Annotated in this window: 24 protein-coding genes and 1 pseudogene; 19 read left to right on the top strand and 6 right to left on the bottom strand. The window is 75.1% G+C overall.

The window, feature by feature from the left end:
* From AB0L34_RS14155 to AB0L34_RS14135, 5 genes are all read left to right on the top strand, one after another.
* The coding region (locus AB0L34_RS14155; protein ID WP_363704853.1) for a hypothetical protein at positions 1–501 on the top strand (501 nt) is incomplete at its 5' end.
* A gap of 165 nt (positions 502–666) precedes the next feature.
* A complete protein-coding gene (gene rplU / locus AB0L34_RS14150; RefSeq protein ID WP_088982529.1) occupies positions 667–981 on the top strand; it encodes a 50S ribosomal protein L21 in 315 nt (104 codons plus the stop codon).
* Between the two features lie 11 nt (positions 982–992).
* Positions 993–1,247, top strand: coding sequence for a 50S ribosomal protein L27 (gene rpmA / locus AB0L34_RS14145; RefSeq protein WP_013288010.1), 255 nt, complete (start codon positions 993–995; stop codon positions 1,245–1,247).
* 93 nt (positions 1,248–1,340) lie between these two features.
* On the top strand, positions 1,341–2,819 hold the full coding sequence (obgE, locus tag AB0L34_RS14140) for a GTPase ObgE (protein ID WP_350710862.1): 1,479 nt from the start codon (positions 1,341–1,343) through the stop codon (positions 2,817–2,819).
* Positions 2,820–2,889: 70 nt separating this feature from the next.
* Positions 2,890–3,339 carry a GNAT family N-acetyltransferase gene (locus AB0L34_RS14135; RefSeq protein WP_363704851.1) on the top strand — a complete coding sequence of 150 codons (450 nt, stop codon included), beginning with the start codon at positions 2,890–2,892 and terminating at the stop codon, positions 3,337–3,339.
* An 18-nt stretch (positions 3,340–3,357) separates the two neighbouring features.
* Here AB0L34_RS14135 and AB0L34_RS14130 read toward each other — a convergent pair whose 3' ends face one another.
* Positions 3,358–4,017, bottom strand: a complete 660-nt coding sequence (locus tag AB0L34_RS14130; RefSeq protein WP_363704849.1) for a DUF6766 family protein — start codon at positions 4,015–4,017, stop codon at positions 3,358–3,360.
* 78 nt (positions 4,018–4,095) lie between these two features.
* Positions 4,096–4,575 (bottom strand): DUF4383 domain-containing protein, encoded by a 480-nt coding sequence (locus AB0L34_RS14125; protein WP_357460350.1) that lies wholly within the window; start codon positions 4,573–4,575, stop codon positions 4,096–4,098.
* 258 nt (positions 4,576–4,833) lie between these two features.
* On the opposite strand from AB0L34_RS14125, the gene AB0L34_RS14120 reads away from it, so the two are divergent.
* Genes AB0L34_RS14120 through AB0L34_RS14110 form a run of 3 tightly spaced genes read left to right on the top strand, consistent with a single transcriptional unit; the run spans position 4,834 to position 6,774 of the window.
* Positions 4,834–5,610 (top strand): hypothetical protein, encoded by a 777-nt coding sequence (locus tag AB0L34_RS14120; protein WP_363704847.1) that lies wholly within the window; start codon positions 4,834–4,836, stop codon positions 5,608–5,610.
* 31 nt (positions 5,611–5,641) lie between these two features.
* Positions 5,642–6,094 (top strand): phage holin family protein, encoded by a 453-nt coding sequence (locus AB0L34_RS14115; RefSeq protein WP_363704845.1) that lies wholly within the window; start codon positions 5,642–5,644, stop codon positions 6,092–6,094.
* The gene (locus AB0L34_RS14110) at positions 6,091–6,774 is read left to right on the top strand and encodes a DUF3618 domain-containing protein (RefSeq protein ID WP_363704843.1); all 684 of its coding nucleotides are present in this window, start codon (positions 6,091–6,093) and stop codon (positions 6,772–6,774) included. The genes AB0L34_RS14115 and AB0L34_RS14110 overlap by 4 nt, the downstream gene beginning before the upstream one ends.
* A 231-nt stretch (positions 6,775–7,005) precedes the next feature.
* On the opposite strand, the gene AB0L34_RS14105 is transcribed toward AB0L34_RS14110, so the two are convergent.
* Both AB0L34_RS14105 and AB0L34_RS14100 read right to left on the bottom strand, forming a co-directional pair.
* Positions 7,006–8,043 carry a glycosyltransferase gene (locus AB0L34_RS14105; RefSeq protein WP_363704841.1) on the bottom strand — a complete coding sequence of 346 codons (1,038 nt, stop codon included), beginning with the start codon at positions 8,041–8,043 and terminating at the stop codon, positions 7,006–7,008.
* Positions 8,040–8,777, bottom strand: coding sequence for a class I SAM-dependent methyltransferase (locus AB0L34_RS14100; protein WP_363704839.1), 738 nt, complete (start codon positions 8,775–8,777; stop codon positions 8,040–8,042). Before AB0L34_RS14100 ends, AB0L34_RS14105 begins: the two co-directional genes overlap by 4 nt.
* A 145-nt stretch (positions 8,778–8,922) precedes the next feature.
* Here AB0L34_RS14100 and AB0L34_RS14095 point away from each other — a divergent pair, with 145 nt between their 5' ends.
* Positions 8,923–9,558, top strand: coding sequence for a cyclase (locus AB0L34_RS14095; protein WP_363704837.1), 636 nt, complete (start codon positions 8,923–8,925; stop codon positions 9,556–9,558).
* Positions 9,555–10,727: a zinc-dependent alcohol dehydrogenase gene (locus tag AB0L34_RS14090; RefSeq protein ID WP_363704835.1), complete on the top strand. Its 1,173-nt coding sequence runs from the start codon at positions 9,555–9,557 to the stop codon at positions 10,725–10,727. Before AB0L34_RS14095 ends, AB0L34_RS14090 begins: the two co-directional genes overlap by 4 nt.
* 53 nt (positions 10,728–10,780) lie before the next feature.
* Here AB0L34_RS14090 and AB0L34_RS14085 read toward each other — a convergent pair whose 3' ends face one another.
* On the bottom strand, positions 10,781–12,028 hold the full coding sequence (locus AB0L34_RS14085; RefSeq protein ID WP_363704833.1) for a cytochrome P450: 1,248 nt from the start codon (positions 12,026–12,028) through the stop codon (positions 10,781–10,783).
* A 478-nt stretch (positions 12,029–12,506) separates the two neighbouring features.
* Between AB0L34_RS14085 and AB0L34_RS14080 the strand changes: the two genes are divergently transcribed.
* Positions 12,507–12,899 (top strand): hypothetical protein, encoded by a 393-nt coding sequence (locus AB0L34_RS14080; protein WP_363704831.1) that lies wholly within the window; start codon positions 12,507–12,509, stop codon positions 12,897–12,899.
* A 99-nt stretch (positions 12,900–12,998) separates the two neighbouring features.
* Here AB0L34_RS14080 and AB0L34_RS14075 read toward each other — a convergent pair whose 3' ends face one another.
* Positions 12,999–13,217, bottom strand: a complete 219-nt coding sequence (locus tag AB0L34_RS14075; RefSeq protein ID WP_088992395.1) for a DUF397 domain-containing protein — start codon at positions 13,215–13,217, stop codon at positions 12,999–13,001.
* A 68-nt stretch (positions 13,218–13,285) separates the two neighbouring features.
* Here AB0L34_RS14075 and pepN point away from each other — a divergent pair, with 68 nt between their 5' ends.
* The 8 genes and pseudogenes from pepN to AB0L34_RS14035 form a co-directional block, all read left to right on the top strand.
* Entirely contained in the window at positions 13,286–15,799 is a 2,514-nt protein-coding gene (gene pepN, locus AB0L34_RS14070; RefSeq protein WP_363704830.1) for an aminopeptidase N, read from the top strand.
* A 69-nt stretch (positions 15,800–15,868) separates the two neighbouring features.
* Positions 15,869–16,465, top strand: coding sequence for a nicotinate-nucleotide adenylyltransferase (nadD, locus tag AB0L34_RS14065; protein ID WP_363704829.1), 597 nt, complete (start codon positions 15,869–15,871; stop codon positions 16,463–16,465).
* A gap of 110 nt (positions 16,466–16,575) precedes the next feature.
* Positions 16,576–16,986, top strand: a complete 411-nt coding sequence (gene rsfS, locus AB0L34_RS14060) for a ribosome silencing factor (RefSeq protein ID WP_350710838.1) — start codon at positions 16,576–16,578, stop codon at positions 16,984–16,986.
* Positions 16,983–17,612 carry a histidine phosphatase family protein gene (locus AB0L34_RS14055; RefSeq protein ID WP_363704827.1) on the top strand — a complete coding sequence of 210 codons (630 nt, stop codon included), beginning with the start codon at positions 16,983–16,985 and terminating at the stop codon, positions 17,610–17,612. Before rsfS ends, AB0L34_RS14055 begins: the two co-directional genes overlap by 4 nt.
* Before the next feature lie 39 nt (positions 17,613–17,651).
* Positions 17,652–18,512, top strand: a complete 861-nt coding sequence (locus AB0L34_RS14050) for a DegV family protein (RefSeq protein ID WP_363704825.1) — start codon at positions 17,652–17,654, stop codon at positions 18,510–18,512.
* A gap of 117 nt (positions 18,513–18,629) precedes the next feature.
* Positions 18,630–19,115 (top strand): SDR family oxidoreductase, encoded by a 486-nt coding sequence (locus AB0L34_RS14045; protein ID WP_363704823.1) that lies wholly within the window; start codon positions 18,630–18,632, stop codon positions 19,113–19,115.
* A gap of 125 nt (positions 19,116–19,240) precedes the next feature.
* Entirely contained in the window at positions 19,241–20,182 is a 942-nt protein-coding gene (locus tag AB0L34_RS14040; protein ID WP_363704821.1) for a ComEA family DNA-binding protein, read from the top strand.
* 41 nt (positions 20,183–20,223) lie between these two features.
* A pseudogene (locus tag AB0L34_RS14035) lies at positions 20,224–22,407 on the top strand (ComEC/Rec2 family competence protein); the annotation flags it as partial.
* Positions 22,408–22,414 lie beyond the last annotated feature (7 nt).

The following is a 22,414-nucleotide window of genomic DNA, read 5'->3' as shown; positions in this document are numbered from 1 at the left end:
GGTGCAACCCCGGTCCCCGCTGACCTGCCCCCCGGCGCCGGAGGCGCGGCCGCGCGGCCGGAGCCGCCCGCCTCGGGCGCCGCGTCGAGCGGGCCCACCGGCGGTCCGGGAGGCGGGGCGACGGGCACCGGGCCGGGCGGCGGGCCGGGGGCCGGCAGCGGGGCGGCGGGCGGCAACGCCCCCGAGGTCTGTGCCGCCGCGCAGGCGGCCGGGGACACCGCCGTGCGGACCTACGTCGAGGAACTCGGCAAGATGGTCGCGGCGGTCGGGGCGAACGACGGCACCGCGGCCGAAACCGCCCGCAAGCACATCTCCGCGGCGCTGACCGACTGGCGGGCCGCCCTGCGGCGGGAGTCGGGCCGGGCCGAGGACGCCCAGCTCAAGACGCTGCTCGCGGACATGGCGGCCGAGGTCGGCACGCTGGGCACCGACGTCGACGCGATCGACGAGACCGAGCTGGACCGGCTCCGGCAGCGGCTCGACCAGCTCTGCGCCCGCTGACCTGCGGGGCCGGTTTGGGCGTCGGCCCTCCCATGGCGTACGCTAGCCTGCGGCGCACTTTGGTGTGCCGAGTTCCCGCGCGCCTGCGCCGCCGTGCCTCTGCTACCCGGCGAGCCGCCGTGGGAACACCCGCCAGCAGCCTCAACGACAGGGAGTCCGCCTCCGATGTACGCGATCGTCAAGACCGGCGGCAAGCAGTACAAGGTCGCCGAGGGCGACGTGATCGAGGTCGAGAAGCTCGCCGGTGCCCCCGGCGACGCGGTGAAGCTCACCGCGGTGCTCCTCGTCGACGGTGACGACCTGGTGACCGACGCGGCGAAGCTTGCCGAGGTCGCGGTGTCCGGCGAGATCGCCGCGCACACCAAGGGCCCGAAGATCCGGATCCACAAGTTCAAGAACAAGACCGGCTACCACAAGCGCCAGGGTCACCGTCAGCCGCTGACCCAGGTCAAGGTGACCGGCATCTCCAGCGGGAAGTAGGTCGTCCTCAGATGGCTCACAAAAAGGGTGCGTCCAGCTCGCGCAACGGTCGTGACTCCGCGGCCCAGCGGCTCGGCGTGAAGCGCTTCGGTGGTCAGGTCGTCAGCGCGGGTGAGATCCTCATCCGGCAGCGTGGCACCAAGTTCCACCCCGGTGACCTGGTCGGCCGTGGCGGAGACGACACGCTCTTCGCGCTGGCTGCCGGTTCGGTCCAGTTCGGCACCAAGCGCGGTCGCAAGACCGTCAGCATCGTGCCGCAGCAGTAGTTTCTCCGGCGCAGCGGGCCGCGGACCTCGTGTCCCGGCCCGCTTCGCCTTTTCTCGTGCGGGGAGTCGACCTCGCTGGAAGGATTGACGCCCGTGGCGACGTTCGTTGACCGGGTCGTCCTGCACCTGCAGGCCGGCGATGGCGGGCACGGTTGTGTCTCGATCCACCGGGAGAAGTTCAAGCCCTTCGGCGGCCCCGACGGCGGCAACGGCGGGCACGGCGGCAGCGTGTCCCTCGTGGTCGACCCGCAGGTGACGACGCTGCTCGACTTCCACTTCCGCCCGCACGTCAAGGCCGAGAACGGCCGGGGCGGCGCCGGGTCGAACCGGGACGGCGCGAACGGCCACAACCTCGTGCTGAAGGTGCCGAACGGCACCGTCGTGCAGGCCCTCGACGGCACCGTGCTGGCCGACATGGTCGGCGCCGGCACGACCTTCGAGGTGGCCCGGGGCGGGCGCGGCGGCCGGGGCAACGCGTCGCTGGCCAACGCCCGGCGCAAGGCCCCCGGCTTCGCCGAGCTGGGCGAGCCCGGCGAGCAGCTCGACGTGGTGCTGGAACTCAAGAGCGTCGCCGACGTCGGCCTGGTGGGCTTCCCGTCGGCCGGCAAGTCGTCGCTGATCTCGGTGATCTCCGCCGCCAAGCCGAAGATCGCCGACTACCCGTTCACCACCCTGGTGCCCAACCTGGGCGTGGTCCGGGTGGACAACCACACCTTCACCGTCGCCGACGTGCCGGGCCTGATCCCGGGGGCGGCCACCGGCAAGGGCCTCGGCCTGGAGTTCCTCCGGCACATCGAGCGCTGCTCGGTGCTGGTGCACGTCATCGACACCGCCACCCTGGAGCCCGGCCGGGACCCGGTGGCCGACATCGACACCATCGAGGCCGAGCTGACCGAGTACGGCGGCCTGGCCGACCGGCCCCGGCTGGTGGCGCTGAACAAGGTCGACGTGCCGGACGGCCGGGACCTGGCCGAGATCGTCCGCCCCGACCTGGAGGAGCGTGGCTTCCGGGTGTTCGAGGTCTCGGCGGCCACCCGGGAGGGTCTGAAGGAGCTGACGTACGCCATGGCGGAGCTGGTGGAGCAGGCGCGCAGCGCCGCGCCGCCGGCCGAGCCGACCCGGATCGTGATCCGGCCGAGGGCGGTCGACGACGCGGGCTTCACGATCGAGGCCGCGCCGGACGGCGGCTGGCTCGTGCGCGGCGTCCGTCCCGAGCGGTGGGTGCGGCAGACGAACTTCGACAACGACGAGGCGGTGGGCTACCTGGCCGACCGGCTGGCGCGCCTGGGCGTCGAGGAGAAGCTCGGGAAGGCCGGCGCGGAGCCGGGCGACCTCGTCCGGATCGGCGACCGCGAGTTCGACTGGCAGCCGACCCTCTACGCCGGCGCCGACTTCGTCCCGGGCAACCGGGGCACGGACGTCCGGCTGGAGGAGAAGTCGACCCGCGCCTCCGCGGCGGAGCGGCTGGCGGCCCGCAAGGCCCGCCGGCAGCGCCCGGCCGACGAGGTCGAGGCGGGCCCGTCGGACGAGGTCGGCCCGTACGACGGGGTCGGGGAGGGCGACGCCGAATAGCTCGTCGCGCTCCGTGAGCGGGTCGACTGCCGGAAACCTGCCCGAAATCCGCGCCGCCTAGCGTGGCCTGATGCTGATCGAGTCCCGCCCCGCCACGGATCCGGAGATCGACGCCCTGGTCACCGCCCAGCAGCGGGAGCTGCGCGAGGCGGACGGCGGGTTGGACGGCCAGGCGACCGTGACCCACGACGACATCCGCTACCTCGTGGTGGTGGCCGACGGGCGGGCGATCGCCTGCGGCGGGATCCAGGCGCTCGACGACGGCACCGGCGAGCTGAAGCGGATGTACGTCCGTCCGGCGTACCGGGGGCGGGGCATCGCCCGGCAGTTGCTGGCCGCGCTGGAGGAGTTGGCCTTCCGGCAGGGGCACGCGGTGGTCTGCCTGGAGACCGGCACGTACCTGCCGGCCGCGATCGGGCTCTACACCTCGTGCGGGTACGAGCCGATCCCGGTGTACGGCGGGTACGTGGGCAACCCGTACAGCGTCTGCTTCGCCAAGCGGCTGCGCGTGCCGGCCTGACGGCGGCCGCCCGGCCGGTCAGTCGCCGGTGTGCGCGTGCGCCACCGTGACCGGCTTCGACTCCGGCGAGGCGTGCTGACGCAGGAAGATGCTCAGCACGATCAGCGTGCCGACGGCGAGGAACTCGCTCTGCCAGTTCTGCATGGACTGGAACCAGAACTCGCTGGTGCCGAGGAACTCCCAGACGCCGATCGGCGGCGCCCCGCTCTGTAGGGCCTGCTGCTCGTTGTACTCGGCGGTCCCGCCGAGCAGGTGACCGACGAACGAGCCGGCGAAGATCAGCAGCAGCGCGATGGAGAGGCTGTTCCGGTAGATGATCAGGGGCAGCCCGCCGACGCGTACCGGCCAAGGCGAGTCGGGGGTGGCCCGCCGCTCGTCGTCCTCGGGGCGGTCGGTCTGCTCCATCGGCTTCGACTCGGCCGATCCGCGCTGCACCAGGTACGCGGTGAGCAGGACGTAGCCGCCCATCTGGAGGAACTCCGACTCCCAGTTCTCGAAGACCGACTCCATGAAGTGCCCGCTGCGCAGGTACGCCGGCCAACTCGTCGGCGCGGCTCCGAACTCGGCCAGCTCCTCGTTGTGGGCGTGCCAACCGAAGACGCTCTGCAACACCAGGAAGACGAGGAACGCGCCGAACATCGCGATGGTCAGTGCGTTGTTGCGCAGCCACTTGGGCATGGCACCTCCTCGTTCTCGGCTCTTGATCCTCCGGTGCCCTGATGTCGAGCCGGGCAAACGCCTCGAGCCGGCGACCGGTCAGGGGCGGTCGAAGGGATCGTCCAGCCGGGTGCCCATGCCCACCCGGTTGGACAGCAGCAGCCCGAGGGCGAGCATGCCGAAGCCGAGGGCCAGGTGGAGCCAGTTGTCGGCGTTGTTGACCGGGATGAAGTTCAACACGGTCTCCCGGTCGATCGCGAAGCCGTACAGCCACAGGCCGAGGTAGAGCGCGCCGCCGCCGGCGAGGAAGATCCGGGCCCCGGCGACGGTGCGGGCCAGCACCAGCCCGGCCAGTCCGAAGCCCAGGTGCAGCGCGTTGTGCAGGATCGACACCTGGAACAGGCCGAGCAGCCGGGCCTCGGAGTGGTGACCGGCGAACGTCATGTCGCCGTAGTCGGTGGTGACGCCGGGGATGAACCCGAGCACCCCGACCAGGGTGAAGATCCCGGCCGCGGCCACCGCGGCGAACTGCACCGCGGGCTTCGGTCCCGGTGGGGCGCCGCGTGCGTTCCGTGCCATCGATGTCACCTCCGTGGACCCGCGGAACGCCCTGCCCGCGGCGCGGGTCGCGGCGACTGACCGTCACTGTCCGTGATGGCATCGGCATCCGGCCCGACGATCCTCCATTTTGTAGTCCTCGCCGGACGGACCGCAGGAGAAGTCACGAACGAGGTATGGAAGCAGCGACGGAGGGTAGGTCAGAGGAGGCGGCGGCAGCAACGGCCGGTCGCATCCCCCCAGCACAACCGCGACGACTTTCCGAGCGGAAGGGACATCATGACTTACGATCTGTCACCTACGACTTCCACGTACGGGCAGGAGTCGACCAACGGCGGCGGCGTCCGCGAGCAGGCCCGCCAGGTCGGGTCGGAGGCGAAGCAGGCCGGCGGCGCCGTCGCCGGGACGGCCAAGGAGCAGGGCAGGGAGGTCGTCGGCGAGGCGACCCGCCAGGCGCGCAACCTCTACGGCGAGGCCCGCAGCCAGGTGGCCAGCCAGACCGGTGAGCAGCAGCGGCGCGCCGCCGGTGGGCTCCGCTCGCTGGCCGACGAGATGCGCTCGATGGCCGAGCAGGGCGGTCAGGCCGGGCCGGTGAGCGAGATCGCCCGCCAGGCCGCCGACCGGGTGCACGGCGTGGCCGGCTGGCTGGAGCAGCGGGAGCCCGGCGACATCATCGCCGAGGTGCGTGACTACGCCCGCCGCAACCCGGGCACCTTCCTCGTCGGCGCCGCCGTGCTGGGCGTGCTCGCCGGCCGGCTGACCAGGAACATCTCCGCCGCCGGCGACGGCCAGGGCGGCAACGGCCACTCCGCGTACGGCTCGGGTGCCGGCTACGACCCGGACCGGACGGCGGTCATCCCGACGACGCCGGCCGCGCGTGCGGTGCCGGACGCCGTGCCGCCGGGTGGCTACCTGGACCCGGCCCCGGGCGCGTACGCCGATCCGCAGACCACCACCGGCTACGCCGACCCGGCGGGTGGCGTCGGTCAGCCGCTGCCGCCGGTGACCCGGACCGACCCGCTGCCCGGCGTGCCGTCGAGCGGAACCCGTCCGTGAGCCCACGAGTCATCCGAAGGGAGGCGGCGGCATGAGCGTGCCGACGCAGGGGGCGGGGCTGAACTCCGGTCACCACCCCCACGACGCGGACGAGGTCCGGGGCAGCTCGATCGGTGAGCTGATGCGTCAGGTCACCACCGACCTGTCCACCCTGATGCGGCAGGAGGTCGAACTCGCCAAGGCCGAGATCCGCCAGGAGGGCAGGAAGGCGGGCAAGGCCGCCGGCTTCTTCGGCGGCGCCGGCTTCGGCGGCTACATGGTGGCCCTGTTCCTGTCGCTGGCCCTCTGGGCCGGGCTGTCCAACGTGATGGACGCCGGCTGGGCGGCGCTGATCGTGGCCGTCATCTGGGGCGCGGTCGCCGCGGTTCTCTACTCCATGGCCAAGAGGAACGCCGAGCGGATTCGCGGCCTCAAGCAGACCAACGAGAGCGTGCAGCGGATTCCCGACGCGCTCAAGCCCCACCCGCAGGAGGTCACCCGATGAGCACCGACCCGGACCAGATCCGCCGGGAGATCGAAGCCACCCGGAGCAACCTGAGCTCCGACGTGGACGCGCTGGCGTACAAGGTCAGCCCCGCCCGCATCGTCGACGACCGCAAGCAGCGGGCCCGCAACGCACTGCAGAATGTGAGGGACAAGGTGATGGGAACCGCTTCCGACCTGGGGCACAGCACCAGGCACGGCGCCCACTCGGTGGGCGACCACGCCTCGTCGGCGGCGTCCGCCGTCAGCGACAGGGCGCACTCGGCGGCCTCGACGGTCGGCGACAGGGCGCACTCGGCCGCCTCGACGGTCAGCGACGCCGCGCACCGGGCCCCGCACGCGATCCGGCAGAAGTCCGAGGGCAACCCGCTGGCCGCCGGCCTGATCGCCTTCGGAGTCGGCTGGCTCGCCTCCTCGCTCATCCCGGCCACCCGCCGTGAGCAGCAGGTGGCGACGCAGGTCAAGGAGAAGGCCGGCGAGCACGCCGGGGTGGTGAAGGAGAAGCTGGGCGAGGTCGCCAGCGAGCTGAAGGAGGAGCTGCGGGAGCCGGCGCAGCACGCCACCGAGTCGGTGAAGTCCACCGCGCAGGAGGCCGTGCACGCCGTCAGGGACGACACCCGCTCCGCCGCGCAGGACGTGAAGGACCAGGCGCAGCAGTCGCGCGAACAGGTGCGGTACTGACCGACCCGGCCACCGCACGCCGCAGCTCGCGGCCACTCCTCGGAACGTTCCGGGGAGTGGCCGCGAGCTGTCGTGTGCGTCCCGCCCCCGCGCCGCCCTCCCGGCCGCCGCGATCTTGCAGTTTGTGCTCACCATCTGCGGCTTTGCAACCGGACTGTCCGGGCATGAAGCGCAAGATCGCGTGGGTGTGAGCGTGGGCGTCCGGGTGGCGCGGGAGAGGCGTGGGGCGGGTCAGCGGAGGCGGCGGCGGAGGGTGCGGTCGAAGTGGGCGGCGCGCCGGACCCGGCCGCCGGCGTAGCGGACCCCGCCGAAGAGGAGCCGCCGGCCGAGGGCGAGCCAGCTGCACGCGCCGCGTTCCAGCACCCAGAGCGGGGCCGCCAGGGCGGCGGTCGGCGGGAAGACCGCGCTGCCGCCGCCCCGGCGCCGGCCCGCCTCGGCCAGCACCACGGTGGTCCCGGCCGCGCCGAGCAGCAGCCCCGGTCGCCGGGCCGCGACCGCCGCGGCCAGCGCCGGCAGGACCGCGAGCGAGGCCACCAGGCGGGCCGGCTGGGCCAGGTCGTCGTACGCCTGGCGCACCCGCTGGCCGAGGAAGTGGGCGGTGTCGGGCGGCAGCCGGCGTACGTGCAGCCAGGCGGGTGCCGCCTCGGTGCCCCCGTACGCGCGCACGGTGCGGATCAGCTCCAGGTTCTCGAAGAGCACGTCCGGGTCGTATCCGCCCATGGCGAGGAAGGTGCTCCGGCGCACCGCCAGGGTGCCGGGGTAGTCCGCGCCGAGCGCCCGGTTGAGCAGGGTCCGCCCGGTGTCCCACCACGCGTGCCAGGGCAGCGGGTCGAAGTAGTTCTGCGGCCGGACCAGGTCCACCCGGTCGAGCAGCCGGTGCACGGCGCGCAACCCCGCCTCGTCGTACCGGACGTCGTCGTCGGCGATCACCACGTGCTCGTGCCCGGCCGCGGCGACGCCGGTGAGCACGCCGGTCACCTTCCCGTTGACGCCCCGTACGGCGGGATCGGGTGGCAGGTGCCGGACCAGCCCCCGCCAGGCCACCCGGTGCCGGGCGAACAGCTCCGGCGGCGACCCGTCCACCACGGTCACGTCGACCCGCGAGCTGAGCCGGCGCAGGTAGCCGGTCAGCTCGGGGAGCCCGGCGTCGTCGGTCCAGCGCAGCGGCAGGACGTACGCGATCGGCAGGCCGCGGTCGTCGGCGCTCCCGGCCGTCGGTGTCGCCGTGGCGTGCCGGTCGTCGACGGGCCCGGCGGTGGGGGCGCTCACGGCCGCTCCGGGCGGCGGTAGACCGACACGTGGTCGCGGCTGTCGTCGGTGAACGGCCGCCCGGTCCAGTCCTGCCACCGGTGTTCCCGGCGCATCCCGGCCAACTCGGCCATCAGGTCCAGCTCGGCGGGCCAGGCGTAGCGGTGGTTGGCCGGCAGCAGCCGCACCCCGGCGTTGCCGAGCAGGACCTTCGTCGTGGTCATCCGCTGCTCGGCCGGGTGCAGCAGGGCCGCCTCCAACAGCACCGCGTCCTCGGCCACCCGCACCGGGCGCAGCGCCCCGCCGGCCCGGAAGGCCCCGGGATCGGGCACCCAGGCCTCGACCACGAACCGGCCGCCGGGGCGCAGGTGGGCGGCGGCGTTGCGGAAGCAGGCCACCTGGGCGGCCTGGTCCGGCAGCGCGAAGATCGTGTTGAACGCGAGCACCACCAGCGCGAACTCGCCGGGCACGCGGGTCCGCGCGAAGTCGCCGACGGCCACCTCGACCGCGTCGCCGCCGGGCTTCGCCCGTAACCCCGCGACCATCTCGGGGGAGCCTTCGATGCCGGCGACGGTCAGCCCCCGGGCGACCAGCGGCAGCGCGAGCCGTCCGGTGCCGACGCCGAACTCGCACACCGGGCCGCCGTCCGCCAGCGCGGCCAGCCGCTCCACCGCGGCGTCCGGTGTGAGGTGGGCGTACGTCTCGTCGTAGACCTCGGCCACGTGCCGGCCGTACTCGCTGGCGTCGAAGGACAACGGTGTCTCCCGGTGACGGTGGTTGCCCGCAGCAGGTGCCCGCATATCGGCCGGTCAAACCGGTTCGTCGTTTCGGCCGGGCGACGCCGGGTAGCGCAGCGGGTGCGGGTGGTCCATCCCCGGGCGCCCGGGTGGAGGAGACGTGATGACCAGCAACGGAACGAGGTGGGCGCTGCTCGGCGCCGCCACGGTGACCGCGGTCGGCGTCGGCCGGGCAGTGGCCCGTCGACGGCGCCGGCACCAGCCCGAGCGGCGCGACGGCTGGTACGTGGTGCGGCGCGGGGTGACCGTCGACCGGCCGGTCGAGGCGGTGATCGGCTTCTGGACCGACCGGGAGCGGATGGACCGGGCGCTGGCCGAGTGGGCGACCCTGGAGCCGCTCGACGACAACCGGTGGCGCTGCGTGGCGCGTGACCCGGACGGCGGCGGCACCGAGTGGCGCGCCGAGATCACCGTCGACGGCCCCGGCCGGCTGCGCTGGCAGGTGACCGACGGGCCGGCGCAGGAGGGCGCCGTGGAGCTGGCGCCCGCGCCCCAGGACCGGGGCACGGAGGTCCGTGCCGAGTTGCGGTGGCGCTCCGGCCCGGTGCGCCGGGCGCTCGGCCTGGTCCGTGGCGACGAACCGGACCTGGCGCTGCGGGACGTGCTGCGCCGGGTGAAGTCGCTGGTGGAGTGCGGGCAGGTGATCGACACCCGGCGGGACCCGTCCGGGCGCGGCCCGGCCCAGGAGAAGGCGACCGACGAGGTCCGCGAGCGGCTGACGACGGGAGGACGGGCGTGAGGGCGCTCTGCTGGGAAGGCGTCGGCAAGCTGGCCGTACGCGACGTGCCCGAGCCGCGGATCCGCGCCGAGGGCGACATCATCGTCAAGGTGCGGGCCAGCAGCGTCTGCGGCTCCGACCTGCACCTGATAAACGGGTTCCTGCCGGCGATGCGGGAGGGTGACGTCCTCGGTCACGAGTTCATGGGCGAGGTGGTGGAGACCGGTCCCGGCGTACGGCGGCTGCGCGCCGGCGACCGCGTGGTGGTCGGCTCGGTGGTGGCCTGCGGCGGCTGCTGGTACTGCCGCACCGAGCAGTACTCGCTCTGCGACAACTCCAACCCCCAACCGGTCTTGGTGGAGAAGCTCTGGGGGCACTCGCCGGCCGGCATCCTCGGTTACTCGCACGCCGCCGGGGGCTACTCCGGCAGCCACGCCGAGTACGTCCGGGTGCCGTTCGGTGACGTCGGGGCGTTCCCGGTCCCCGACGCGGTGCCCGACGACTCGGTGGTGTTCGCCTCCGACGCGATGCCCACCGGCTGGATGGCCGCCGACTTCTGTGGGCTGAAGGGTGGCGAGGTGGTCGCGGTCTGGGGCGCGGGCGGGGTCGGCCAGATGGCGGCCCGGGCCGCGCAGCTCCTCGGCGCCGAGCGCGTGATCGTCGTCGACCGGCTGCCGGAGCGGCTCGCCACCGCCGCCGACCGGCTCGGCGTGGAGACGGTCAACTACGCGGAGACCGACGTGCTGGAGGCGCTGCGGGAGATGACCGCCGGCCGAGGGCCGGACGCGTGCATCGAGGCCGTCGGCATGGAGTCCCACGGCGTCGGCCCGGCGCACGCGTACGACAAGGCGAAGCAGACCGCGCGGTTGCAGACCGACCGTCCCACCTCCGTACGGCAGGCGATCATGGCCTGCCGCAAGGGAGGCACGGTGAGCATCGTCGGCGTCTACGGCGGCCTGGTGGACAAGTTCCCGCTGGGCGCGGCGATGAACAAGGCGCTGGTGCTGCGGATGGGGCAGATGCACGCCCAGCGTTACATCCCGATGCTGCTGGACCGGCTCGCCGCCGGGGAGATCGACCCCGGCTACCTGGCCACCCACCCGATGCCGCTGGAGCAGGGCGCGCGGGGCTACGAGATGTTCGAGAAGAAGCAGGATGGCTGCCTGCGTACCGTCCTGCACCCGGCCTGACCGGTCCGCGCCGCGGGGATTGGCCGGTCCCCGCGGCGCGGGCGCGGCGTCGCTCAGGCGGTGCGGCGGACGTTCGTGATCACGAAGCCGCTGGGCGGCAGCGTCGGCATCCGGCTCAGGCTCAGCGCCAGGTCCTGCGGGGGCACGTCGTAGCGCATGGCGGTGGTCAGGTTCGTCACCGCCCGCCTCATCAGCTCGATGGTGATCCACTCACCGGCGCAGCGGTGGCCGGACAGATGGTTCCCGCCGCCCTGGGGGACGAGGCGGAACGGGTCGCCCCGCCAGCCGGTGAAGCGCTCCGGGCGGAACCGCTCCGGCTCGGGCCAGAGCTCCGGGTGGTGGTCGGTGCCGTACAGGTCGAGCAGCACCCGCCTGCCGCGCGGAAAGTGGTAACCCTGCCAGTCGAAGGAGCGACGGACCCGGGCGGCGGCCACCGGGAAGAGGGGGTAGAAGCGGCGTACCTCCTGCACGAAGCTCTCGGTGGCCTCCTCGCTCTCGCGGGCCCGCTGCCGCCAGGACGGGTGGTCGTGCAGCGCGAGCGCGGCGAACACGACGAACCGGTCGACGGCGACGGTGGGGCGCAGCACGTTGAGCAGTTCGACGGCGGCGATCCGGCGGGGGAGCAGCCGTCCGCGGGCGTCGCGGTGCTCGGCGATCACCCGCAGCGCGCTGCCCTCGGGCGCCGGGAGCGTGCCGACGCGCTCGCGGTCGATGACGCCGCCGATCCAACGCTCGCCCCGGCGGCGGCCCAGCAGGCCGCGCCAGTGCCGGGGGCCGAGCGCCGCCGGTCCCTCGATCATCGCGTGCAGGTCGGCGGTGCGCCGGTCGACCTCGGAGGCCGCCAGGGGCACGCCCGCCCAGGCGCAGACCGCGCGCGTCAGCATCCGGCCGACCTCGTCGTACAGCACGACGGGCCCGCCCGCCTCCCAGGCCGGGACGCGGGCCCGCCACTCGTCGTCGAAGAGCTGGCCGAGGTGCCGGACCGCGGTCGGCGTCATGATCGACATGAACATGGCCTTGCGGTCGCGGTGGTCGGCGCCGTCCAGGCCCTGCACGCCGCCCCGGCCGGTCAGGGTGCGCTGCGCCCGCATCGGCATCGCACCCGCGCGGACGAACCGCTCGGGGTCGTAGAACAGCTCGACCGCGGGGCGGCCGCGCAGGCAGATGGTGCGCTCCAGCAGCAGCCGGGCCTGGAAGATGTCGCTGCCGTGGCGGTCGCAGCGGCGGCCGACGAAGCGGTAGCCGTCGCGCAGGAACGCCACCGAGCTCTCCGGGCTGCGCTCCGTCGGGATGGTCGCCATCGGGCCTCCTGCAGCGGGCGGCGGCCGTTGCCGGCCTGCCGGTCTCGTCGATGCCTCTCCGACTACCCAGGCCGGCGTGGCGCAATCCCGCCGCTGGCCGGCGTGCGGCCGGCCGGGCGGCCGACGGTCGGGCTGGCCGGTGAGCGGCCGGTGCCGGGCGGCCGGCGGTCGGCGGTCGGGCTGGCCGGTGTCGGGCGGCGGGCGGTCGGGAACCCGGCCCGCCGGGCTGGCCCGGTGCCGCCCGGGACTCGCATGTGGCTCCGGGTCGCCGGCCACGTCCGGCCGGAGGGCGGAACGTGAGGGGAGGGGCCAGCACACGGCGCGCCCGCTGGCCCCTCCCAGGGGCGCGGAAAGCTGGTTGGCTCGGGGGAGCGGTCCGGTCGGGCCGCCGACGGCGTGCCGACGGCAGGCAGCCGGGCCGGAACCCGGGCGGGTCACCCGGGGGAGGGCCGCGCCCACGATCGCCACGGGAGGACCCATGCGGGACAACAGGCCGCCGTACTGGCGGCAGCGGCAGGCGTTGGGGGCGCTCGGCGCGGCACGGGACGCGGCCGACGCCCCGTTGATCGCGCCGCCTCGCCGCCCGGCCCGGCCGGGCCGGTTCTTCACCGTGCACCTCGGCTTCACCGCGCCCGACCTGGAGTCGGCCCGGGAGATCGCCGTCGGATACGCGGAGGCGCTGAGCCTGCTGCGACCCGAGCTGGCCCTGGGCGCGTCGGCGCTGTCGCCGGCCGAGGCGTGGCAGCACGCCGAGCGGCTGTTCTGCGGCGCGTCCGGGCCGGACGGCGAGCGCTGCGTCGACGTGGCCGGCCACCCCGGCTTCCACCACGCCCCCGGCCCCGGCGGACTGGGCTGGGGCGACGGCGACTAGGGCCGCGCGGCCCACGGGATGCCCGGCCCGCCCGCCCCGCCCCTGGAGCGGGCCGGGGCCGACGGCGGGGCCGCGACCGACCCGACGGGCGTCCTCGGCTCAGTCCAGGTCGAACTCGCCGTCCTGGGCGCCGGCGACGAACGCGTCCCACTCGGCCTGGGTGAAGACCAGCACCGGGCCGTCCGGCTCGGCGGAGTTGCGCATGCCGATCAGGTCGTCGACGAAGGCCACCTCGACGGCGCTCTCGGAGGTGTCGCCTTCGGCCCGCTGCCAGACCGCCCGGGAGAGGTCGAAGTCGCCCTTGGGGTGCGAAGCCATGGTTCAGTCCTCCAGTGCCACGGGGTCATGGGAAACACGTGCGGATCCCCATCGGGCAGGATAAGCGGATGCCGAGCCTGACCCGTGTAGAGGCGACCGCGCGTGGCGCGGCGATCACCGTCGAGTCCTACCAGGTGGACCTCGACCTGACCGGCGACGGCGAGCGGTTCCGCTCGACCGCCACCATCCGGTTCCGGGCCGCCGCCGGGGCGCGGACCTTCGTCGAGGTCAAGCCCGCGAAGCTGCTGACGGTACGCCTCAACGACCGGGACCTCGACCCGGCCGCGCTGGCCGACGGCCGGTTCCCGCTGGCCGACCTGGCGGCGGAGAACACGCTCACCGTCACCGCCGAGATGGCGTACTCGAACACCGGCGAGGGGATGCACCGCTTCGTCGACCCGGCCGACGGCGAGACGTACCTGTATGCGATGTCCTTCCTGGACGAGGCGCCGCGCATCTTCGCCGCCTTCGACCAGCCGGACCTGAAGGCCCCGGTGACGCTCTCGGTCACCGCCCCGGCGGAGTGGACGGTCGCCGCCAACGGGGCGCTCGCCGCGAACCCCCGGCCGGGGCGCTGGGAGTTCGCCCCCACCGCCCCGCTGGCCACGTACTTCTTCTCGGTGGTCGCCGGCCCCTGGCACGTCCGCCGCGACTCCCACGACGGCATCCCGCTCGGCGTGTACTGCCGCCGTTCCCTCGCCGCCCACCTGGACGCCGACCTCGACGAGATCCTCACCGTCACGAAGCAGTGCCTCGACCGCTTCCACCAGCTCTTCGCCGATCGCTACCCGTTCGGCAAGTACGACCAGGCGTTCGTGCCCGAGTTCAACGCCGGCGCGATGGAGAACCCCGGCCTGGTCACCTTCCGGGACGACTACGTGTTCCGCTCGGCGGTCACCGACAGCCAGCGCGAGGTGCGCGCCACCACCATCGCGCACGAGATGGCGCACATGTGGTTCGGCGACCTGGTCACCATGCGCTGGTGGGACGACCTCTGGCTGAACGAGTCCTTCGCCGAGTACCTGGGCACCCGGGTCACCGCCGAGGCGACCCGCTTCGACCGGGCCTGGACGACCTTCGCGATCCGCCGCAAGTCCTGGGGCTACACCGCCGACCAGCGGCCGTCGACCCACCCCGTCGCCCCGACCGAGGTCGCCGACGCCGCCGAGGCCCTGCTCAACTTCGACGGCATCTCGTACGCCAAGGGGGCCAGCGTGCTGCGGCAGCTGGTCGCCTGGCTGGGCGACGAGGCGTTCCTCGCCGGGCTGAACGCGCACTTCGCGAAGCACCGGTTCGGCAACGCCACGCTGACCGACCTGCTGGCCGCCCTCGGCGACGCCGGCGGGCGGGACCTGGGCGCCTGGGCCGACCGGTGGCTGCGCAGCGCGCAGGTCAACACGCTGCGCATCGAGACGTCGGTCGACGCCGACGGGCGCTGGCGGGACGCGGCGATCGTGCAGACCGCCCCCGCGTCGCACCCGGTGCTGCGCCCGCACCGCGTCGGCGTGGGCCGGTACGCCGACGGCACGGCGAGCCGCTTCGAGGTCGACCTGGACCCGGACGCCGACGGCGGGCGGACCACGCTGACCCCGCTGCTCGGCGAGCCGGCTACCGGGCTGCTGCTGCCGAACGACGGCGACCTGACCTTCGCCAAGATCCGCCTCGACCCGGCTTCGGCCGACGCGGTGCCCATGGTGCTGCCGGGGCTCGCCGACCCGCTGGCCCGGGCCCTGCTCTGGGGCGAGGCGCTCGACGCGGCCACCGACGGGGAGCGCCCGGTCACCTCGCTGGTCGCCCTGGTCGCCGCGGCGCTGCCCACCGAGACGGAGGTGACGATCGCCGAGGAGGTGCTCACCCTGAGCCGCCGGCTGATCGACCGCTACCTGGACCCGCTCGCCCGGGACGCCGCCCTGCTCCGGGTCGCCGGGGCGTGCGCGGCGCTGCTCGCCGGGGCGCCGGCCGGGGGCTCGTTGCAGCTCGCCGCCGCCCGGGGCCTGATCGCGGCCACCACCGACACCAGGCTGCTCGCCGGGTGGCTGGCCGGTGACGGCGTGCCGGAGGGCCTGGCCGTCGACGCCGACCTGCGCTGGGCGCTGCTGCTGCGCCTGGTGGTGCTGGGCGCGGCCGGCGAGGCGGAGATCGCCGCCGAGGCGGCCGCGGACCGTAGCGCCACCGGGGCGGAGCGGGCCGCCTGCTGCCGGGCGGCGCTGCCCGACGGGGAGGCCAAGCGGGTCGCCTGGGAGATCGTGGTGCGCAACACCGAGCTGTCCAACCGCCTCGTGGAGGCGACCGCCGAGGGTTTCTGGCAGCCGGAGCAGGCCGAGCTGACCGCACCGTACGTCGAGCGGTACTTCGCCGACATGCCGGCGGCGGCGAAGCTGCGTACCCCCTGGGTGGCCGACGCGGTCACCGTGCGGGCCTTCCCCCGGTACGCCGTGGCGCAGCCCACCCGGGAACTGGCCGCGGCTCTGCTGGCCCGGGACGACCTCACGCCCGGCCTGCGGCGCTGGGTCACCGACCTGGACGACGACCTGCGCCGGGCGCTGGTGGCCCGGACGGCGACGGCCGCCGCGTCGGCCTGAGCGGACCGGTGGTCGGGACGGCCGGCGGCCCCGGGGCGCCGTCGGCCGTGCCCGGCCTACGATCATCGGATGGAGGAGGACATCCGGCGGGTCGGCATCATGGGCGGCACCTTCGATCCGATCCACCACGGGCACCTCGTCGCGGCCAGCGAGGTGGCGGATCGGTTCGGCCTGGACGAGGTGGTCTTCGTCCCCACCGGCCAGCCGTGGCAGAAGGAGGACCAGCCGGTCAGCCCGGCCGAGGACCGCTACCTGATGACGGTGATCGCCACCGCCTCCAACCCCCGCTTCCAGGTCAGCCGGGTCGACATCGACCGGGGCGGGCCCACCTACACGGTCGACACCCTGCGTGACCTGCACGCCGAGTACGGCCCGAAGGTGCAGCTCTTCTTCATCACCGGCGCCGACGCGCTGGAGAAGATCCTCTCCTGGAAGGACCTGGACGAGATCTTCGAGCTGGCCCACTTCATCGGGGTGACCCGGCCCGGCTTCGAGCTCACCGACGCGCACCTGCCCGCCGACACGGTGAGCCTGGTGCAGGTCCCGGCGATGGCCATCTCGTCCACGAACTGCCGCGCGCGGGTCGCCCGCGGGGAGCCGGTCTGGTACCTCGTGCCGGACGGTGTGGTGCAGTACATCGCCAAGCGGCGCCTCTACCAGCAGTGATTCGACCCGGTATCGGGTGGTTCGGCCGGGTAACGCGTCAGAACTGACGAGTCGGGATTCTGCCGTGTGTGAGAGGCTTGGAGGATCGCACGGTTGATCGAAGGAGAACGGTGACAGTTTCCGAACGCGCTCACGAGTTGGCGATCGCCGCCGCCCAGGCCGCGGCCGACAAGAAGGCGCAGGACATCGTCATCATCGACGTGGGCGACCAGCTCGCCATCACCGACGCGTTCCTGCTCGCCGCCGCCCCGAACGAGCGTCAGGTGCTCGCCATCGTCGACGCCATCGAGGAGCGCCTCCTCCAGCTTCCGGAGAAGGCCAAGCCGGTCCGGCGCGAGGGTGAGCGGGGCGGCCGGTGGGTGCTGCTGGACTACGTCGACATCGTGGTGCACGTCCAGCACACCGAGGAGCGCGAGTTCTACGCCCTCGACCGGCTTTGGAAGGACTGCCCGACGATCCCGTTCGTCGACCGGGACCTGGTCGACGCCGAGTCCGGCACCGGCTCCGCCGCCGCGGAATGACCCGTCTGATCATCTGGCGGCACGGCAACACGGACTGGAACGCCGCCAGCCGGGTCCAGGGGCAGACCGACGTGCCGCTGAACGACCTCGGCCGCGAGCAGGCCCGCACCGCCGCGCCCCTGCTCGCCGCGCTGCGGCCGGACGCCATCGTCGCCAGCGACCTGAGCCGCGCGGCGGACACCGCCGCCGCGCTCGCGGCGCTGACCGGGTTGCCGGTGCGCACCGACCCACGACTGCGGGAGCGACACTTCGGGCTCTGGCAGGGGCTCGTGCTCACCGAGGCGGCCGAGCGACACCCCGCCGAGTTCGCCCGCTGGCGGGCCGGTGACCCGGATCCGGGCGCCGGCATCGAGACCCTCGACGACCTCGGCAAGCGGATCGGCGCGGCGTTCCAGGACGCCGCCGACCTCGCCCCCGGCGGCACCGTCGTGGTGACCACCCACGGCGGCGGCGCCCGGCAGGGCGTCGGCCAGCTGCTCGGCTGGGAGCACGCGGTGCTGCGTACCGTGGGGCCGCTGTCCAACTGCCACTGGACGGAGCTGCGGCACGACGACGCCCGGGGCTGGCACCTGCGCGCCCACAATGTCGGCCTGATCACTGTGCCGGCCACCACCGAGGCCGTCTGACCCCGGCGTTCCCCGCCGCGATCGGCTAGCGTGCCGGGCATGCCCGTCGCGGTCGTCACCGACTCCACCGCCTACCTCCCGCCCGAGCTGCCGCACGCCCGCCGGCTGACAGTGGTGCCCTTGACCGTCGTGCTCAACGGCGCGGAAGGGCTGGAGGGGGTGGAGGTCACCCCGGCCGACGCCACCCGGGCGCTCGGCGGGCGGCGGGTCTCGGTGAGCACCTCCCGCCCCGCCCCGGAGCAGTTCGTGCGGACGTACCGGGACCTGTTCGACGCCGGCGCCGACGGCATCGTCTCGGTGCACCTGTCGGCCGAACTCTCCGGCACGGTGGAGGCCGCTCGGCTGGCCGCCGCCGAGTTCGACGACCGGGTCGCCGTGGTCGACAGCCGCTCGACCGGCATGGGCCTGGGCTTCCCGGCCGTCGCCGCCGCCACCGCGGCCGAGCGGGGCGGGGACCTTCCGGGCGTACGCGACGCGGCGCTGGCGGCGGTCGACCGCACCAGCATCTGGTTCTACGTCGACACGCTGGAGTTCCTGCGCCGGGGCGGCCGGATCGGCGCCGCGGAGGCGCTGCTCGGCACCGCGCTGTCGGTCAAGCCGATCATGCACATGCCGGACGGGGCGATCGTCGTCAGGGACAAGGTGCGCACCGCCAGCCGGGGCGTGGCCCGGCTCGTCGACCTGGCCGTCGAGGCGGCCGGCGAGGACGACGTCGACCTGGCCGTGCACCACCTGGCCGCGCCACAGCGGGCCGAGGCGCTGCTGGAGACACTGACCGCCCGGCTGGGCGACCGCCTGCACCACGCGTACGTCTCGGAGGCGGGCGCGGTGGTCGCCGCGCACGCCGGGCCGGGCCTGGCCTGCGTGGTCGTGCACCGCCGGCCGCCCGCCACCGACTAACGTCGATCCCGCGACGGTCGTGCCCCGCCGACGCTGCCGAGCTGCCCCGCCGGACGGGGCAGCGGGGGCGGCCGACGCGCGGCCGGCGGCGCCGCCGACGGAATCGGGGAGGCTGCGATGTCCTGTGTGGTGACCGGTGGCGGACGCGGCGTCGGGCGGGCCGTCGTGGAGCGGCTCCTCGGCGCGGGGGACGCGGTCGTGGTCGTGGAGCACGATCCCGACGCGGTGGCCTGGCTGGCCGCGCACCCGGCCGCCGACCGGTTGGCGGCGGTCGTCGGCGACGCCGGCGACGAGCAGGTCGCCGCCCGGGCCGCCGACCTCGCCGAGGAGACCGGGCCGCTGACCGGCTGGGTCAACAACGCGGCGGTGTTCCGGGACGCCTCGCTGCACGCCGATCCGGTCGGCGAGGTGCTCGACCTGATCGGGCGCAACCTGCGTCCCGCCGTGGTCGGTGCGGCGACGGCGGTGCGCCGTTACCTGGCGGCCGGCACGGGCGGGGCCATCGTGAACGTCTCCTCCCACCAGGCTCGGCGGACGGTGCCCGGCTGCCTGCCGTACGCGACCGCGAAGGCCGTCTTCGGCCCGGATCCGGAGGCGCGCTGACTTGCGGCTTTCCGGGGCTTAGCACAGCTTGGGCATGATCAGGCGGTTGTCCACAGGGGGCCGCACCGTCCACAGCCGGCCCCGCGGCCCCCTCCCGACGGCCACCGCGGTCCTAGCCTCGCGTCGTGTCAGACGACGAGGAGACGGTGGTCCGGGAACGGCTGCGCCGGCTGGTGACGGGCCCGCCCTCGGCCGGTACGCCGGCGCGCGAGACCCGGTTCGCCGAGCACACCGGATGGTCTCCGCCGGCACCGGCCGGGACCGACCCGGAGTCGTGGCCGGGGCCCGGTCCCGGCGCCGCTCCGGCGTTCCGGTCGGCGCCGGCCCTCGCCCCGGTCCCGACCGGGCGGACGACGCCGCCGGAACCCGATCCGCCGCCCGAGACCACGGCGGCCACGGCCGGGGCGGCGACGTCCTCCCGGTTGCCGGGGCCGGACGCGTTCGACCCCGGGCGGCGGGGTGTGCGGGCGCTGGCCGTCGTCGCCGTGCTGGTGGTGCTCGGGGCCGGCTTCTGGGCCTGGCGGTCCCGACCGCAGGCCGAGCCGGTCCGGCCCGTGGCCACCGCCGAGCCGCCCGCGGTGTCGGCGACCGGCCCGGTGGAGCCGGGGGAGTCCCCCGCCGGCGAGCTGGTGGTCGCGGTCGCCGGCAAGGTACGCCGTCCCGGGCTGGTCCGGGTGCCGGCCGGCGCTCGGGTCGCCGACGCGGTCGAGGCGGCCGGCGGGGCGCTGCCCGGAGTGGACGTGGCCCTGCTCAACCCGGCCCGCAAGGTCACCGACGGGGAGCTGATCCTGGTCGGCGTCGCCGCCGCGCCGGGAGCGGCGCCACCGCCCGGCGCGGCACCCGGCGGGGCGCCGGGAGCGGCGCCCGGCGCGGGCGGCCGGCTCAACCTGAACACCGCGACGCTCGCGCAGCTCGACGCCCTGCCCGGAGTGGGTCCGGTGCTCGCCCAGCGCATCCTCGCCCACCGCGACCAGCAGGGCGGCTTCCGTTCGGTCGGCGACCTACGCCAGGTCGACGGCATCGGCGACGCCCGGTACGAGCAGCTCAAGGACCTGGTGACGGTGTGACGGCGGGCGGACCGCCCGCGCGGGCCGAGGGACCGCCGCCGGTGACGGCTGCCGCGGGCGGCACGCCGGGCGCCGCGGGGCGCCGGCAGGCGGAGGAGCCGGACCTGCGGCTGGCCGGCCTGGCCCTGGCGGCCTGGCTCGCCGCGCTGGCCGGGCTGCACCTGACCGCCGGCGTGACGCTGTTGCTGGCGGCGGTGGCCGCCGGGTTGGCGGGCCTGGCCGGGCTCCACCTCGTCGGCGTCCTCGGCCGGCCGTCCGCCCCCGTCCGGCGGTACGGCTGGATCGCCGTCGCGGTGCTGATCGGCGTGGTCTGCGGCGCGACGGCGACCGCCGCCCGGGTGTCCCTCCGCGACGCCGGGCCGGTACGCGCACTGGTAGAGGAGCGTGCCGTCGTCACCGCCGAACTGGTCGTCCGCGACGACCCCCGCCCCGTACGCGGTGTCGCCGGACGGCCGGCCACCCTGCTCGTGCCGAGCGAGCTGACCGGGGTCACCGGCCCGGACGGGCGGCGGGTCGTCGCGCCGGTCCGCGTGCTGGTCCTCGCCACCGACCCGGGCTGGAAGGGATTGCTGCCCGGGCAGCGGCTGACCGCCGAGGGGAGGCTGGCCGTCCCGCGCGGCGGGGACCTGACGGCCGCCGTGCTGAGCGCGGCCGGCCCGCCGGAGCGGCACGGCGCGGCGCCGACGTCGCAGCGGGCGGCCGGGGCGCTCCGCGCCGGCCTGCAACGCGCCTGCGCGCCGCTCCCCGACGAGCAGGGCGGCCTGCTGCCCGGCCTGGTCGTGGGCGACACGAGCCGGTTGCCGCCCACCGTGGAGGAGGACTTCCTCGCCACCGGCATGACCCACCTGAACGCCGTCTCCGGCTCCAACGTGGCCATCGTCGTCGGCGCCGTGCTGCTGCTGGCCCGTTGGGCGCGGGCCGGCCCCTGGCTGGCCGCCGGGCTCTGCGGGCTGGCCCTGGTGGGTTTCGTCGTCCTGGTCCGCCCCTCGCCGAGCGTGGTGCGGGCCGCCACGATGGGCGCGATCGGGCTGGCCGCGCTGGCGGCCGGGCGGCCCCGGGCGGCCCTGCCCGCGCTGTCCGCCGGCGTGGCCGTGCTGTTGCTGTTCGACCCGGAACTGGCCGGTGACGCCGGCTTCGCGCTCTCCGTGCTGGCCACCGGTGGCCTGCTGCTGCTCGCTCCGAGGTGGCGCGACGGGCTGCGCCGCCGCGGCGTGCCGGCCGGGTTCGCCGAGGCACTGGCGGTGCCGGCCGCCGCGCAGCTCGCCTGCGCCCCGGTGGTGGCCGGGATCTCGGGCACGGTGAGCCTGGTCGCCGTGCCGGCGAACCTGCTCGCGGTGCCGGCGATCGCGCCCGCCACGGTGCTCGGCGTGCTGGCGGCGGCAGTGTCGCCCGTCTGGCCCGCCGGGGCCGAGTTCCTCGCGTGGCTGGCCAGTTGGCCGGCCTGGTGGCTGGTCACGGTGGCGCGGCACGGGGCGCGGCTGCCGGCCGGGACGCTGCCGTGGCCGGGCGGGGTTCCCGGGGCCCTCCTGCTGGCCGGGCTGACCGTCGCGCTGCTGGTGGCCGCCCGACGCCCGGTGGTCCGCCGGCTGGTGGCGGTGGTCGTCGTCGCGGTGGTGGCCGGCGCGCTGCCGGTGCGGCTGGCGGCCCCCGGCTGGCCCCCGGCGAACTGGGTGGTCGCCGCCTGCGCGGTCGGCCAGGGCGACACCGTCGTGCTGCCGGTCGCCCCGGGCCGGGCGGTGGTGGTCGACGCCGGGCCGGATCCGGCGGCGGCGGACGGCTGCCTGCGCCGGCTCGGCGTACGCGAGGTCGCGCTGCTGGTGTTCAGCCACTTCCACGTCGACCACGCGGGCGGTGTGGCGGGCGTGTTCCGGGGACGGCCGGTGGACGCCGTGCTCGCTCCGCAGTGGGCGGAGCCGGCGGCCGGGCGGGACCTCGTCCGCGCCGAGGCGGCGGCGCACTCGACCGAGGTGGTCGCCGGCCGGGCCGGTTGGCGGTACCGGGAGGGTGTGCTCGACCTGGTCGTCGTCGGTCCGCCCCACCCGCTTCGGGGCACCCGGTCGGACCCGAACAACAACTCGCTGGTGCTGCTCGCCACGGTCGCCGGGGTGCGGATCCTGCTCGCCGGCGACGCCGAGACCGAGGAGCAGCGGGCGCTGCTCGACGGCGCCGTGCCGGGCGGGCGGCGGGCCGACGTGCTGAAGGTGGCGCACCACGGCTCGGCGTGGTGTCCGA

Source organism: Micromonospora sp. NPDC052213, assembly GCF_040679695.1.
In the GTDB taxonomy this organism is placed as follows: domain Bacteria; phylum Actinomycetota; class Actinomycetes; order Mycobacteriales; family Micromonosporaceae; genus Micromonospora.
This window is presented reverse-complemented; position numbering and strand designations above follow the sequence as displayed.

What these genes read in the sequence shown, in the direction of transcription:
- AB0L34_RS14085 (WP_363704833.1), bottom strand. Translation starts at nt 12,028, where the DNA reads ATGGCGACCATCCCGACGGAGCGCAGCCCGGAGAGCTCGGTGGCGTTC.
- AB0L34_RS14110 (WP_363704843.1), top strand. Translation starts at nt 6,091, where the DNA reads ATGAGCACCGACCCGGACCAGATCCGCCGGGAGATCGAAGCCACCCGG.
- AB0L34_RS14135 (WP_363704851.1), top strand. Translation starts at nt 2,890, where the DNA reads ATGCTGATCGAGTCCCGCCCCGCCACGGATCCGGAGATCGACGCCCTG.
- nadD (WP_363704829.1), top strand. Translation starts at nt 15,869, where the DNA reads ATGGAGGAGGACATCCGGCGGGTCGGCATCATGGGCGGCACCTTCGAT.
- rplU (WP_088982529.1), top strand. Translation starts at nt 667, where the DNA reads ATGTACGCGATCGTCAAGACCGGCGGCAAGCAGTACAAGGTCGCCGAG.
- AB0L34_RS14115 (WP_363704845.1), top strand. Translation starts at nt 5,642, where the DNA reads ATGAGCGTGCCGACGCAGGGGGCGGGGCTGAACTCCGGTCACCACCCC.
- pepN (WP_363704830.1), top strand. Translation starts at nt 13,286, where the DNA reads ATGCCGAGCCTGACCCGTGTAGAGGCGACCGCGCGTGGCGCGGCGATC.
- AB0L34_RS14055 (WP_363704827.1), top strand. Translation starts at nt 16,983, where the DNA reads ATGACCCGTCTGATCATCTGGCGGCACGGCAACACGGACTGGAACGCC.
- AB0L34_RS14125 (WP_357460350.1), bottom strand. Translation starts at nt 4,575, where the DNA reads ATGGCACGGAACGCACGCGGCGCCCCACCGGGACCGAAGCCCGCGGTG.
- rpmA (WP_013288010.1), top strand. Translation starts at nt 993, where the DNA reads ATGGCTCACAAAAAGGGTGCGTCCAGCTCGCGCAACGGTCGTGACTCC.
- AB0L34_RS14130 (WP_363704849.1), bottom strand. Translation starts at nt 4,017, where the DNA reads ATGCCCAAGTGGCTGCGCAACAACGCACTGACCATCGCGATGTTCGGC.
- AB0L34_RS14095 (WP_363704837.1), top strand. Translation starts at nt 8,923, where the DNA reads ATGACCAGCAACGGAACGAGGTGGGCGCTGCTCGGCGCCGCCACGGTG.
- AB0L34_RS14045 (WP_363704823.1), top strand. Translation starts at nt 18,630, where the DNA reads ATGTCCTGTGTGGTGACCGGTGGCGGACGCGGCGTCGGGCGGGCCGTC.
- AB0L34_RS14050 (WP_363704825.1), top strand. Translation starts at nt 17,652, where the DNA reads ATGCCCGTCGCGGTCGTCACCGACTCCACCGCCTACCTCCCGCCCGAG.
- AB0L34_RS14075 (WP_088992395.1), bottom strand. Translation starts at nt 13,217, where the DNA reads ATGGCTTCGCACCCCAAGGGCGACTTCGACCTCTCCCGGGCGGTCTGG.
- AB0L34_RS14080 (WP_363704831.1), top strand. Translation starts at nt 12,507, where the DNA reads ATGCGGGACAACAGGCCGCCGTACTGGCGGCAGCGGCAGGCGTTGGGG.
- AB0L34_RS14120 (WP_363704847.1), top strand. Translation starts at nt 4,834, where the DNA reads ATGACTTACGATCTGTCACCTACGACTTCCACGTACGGGCAGGAGTCG.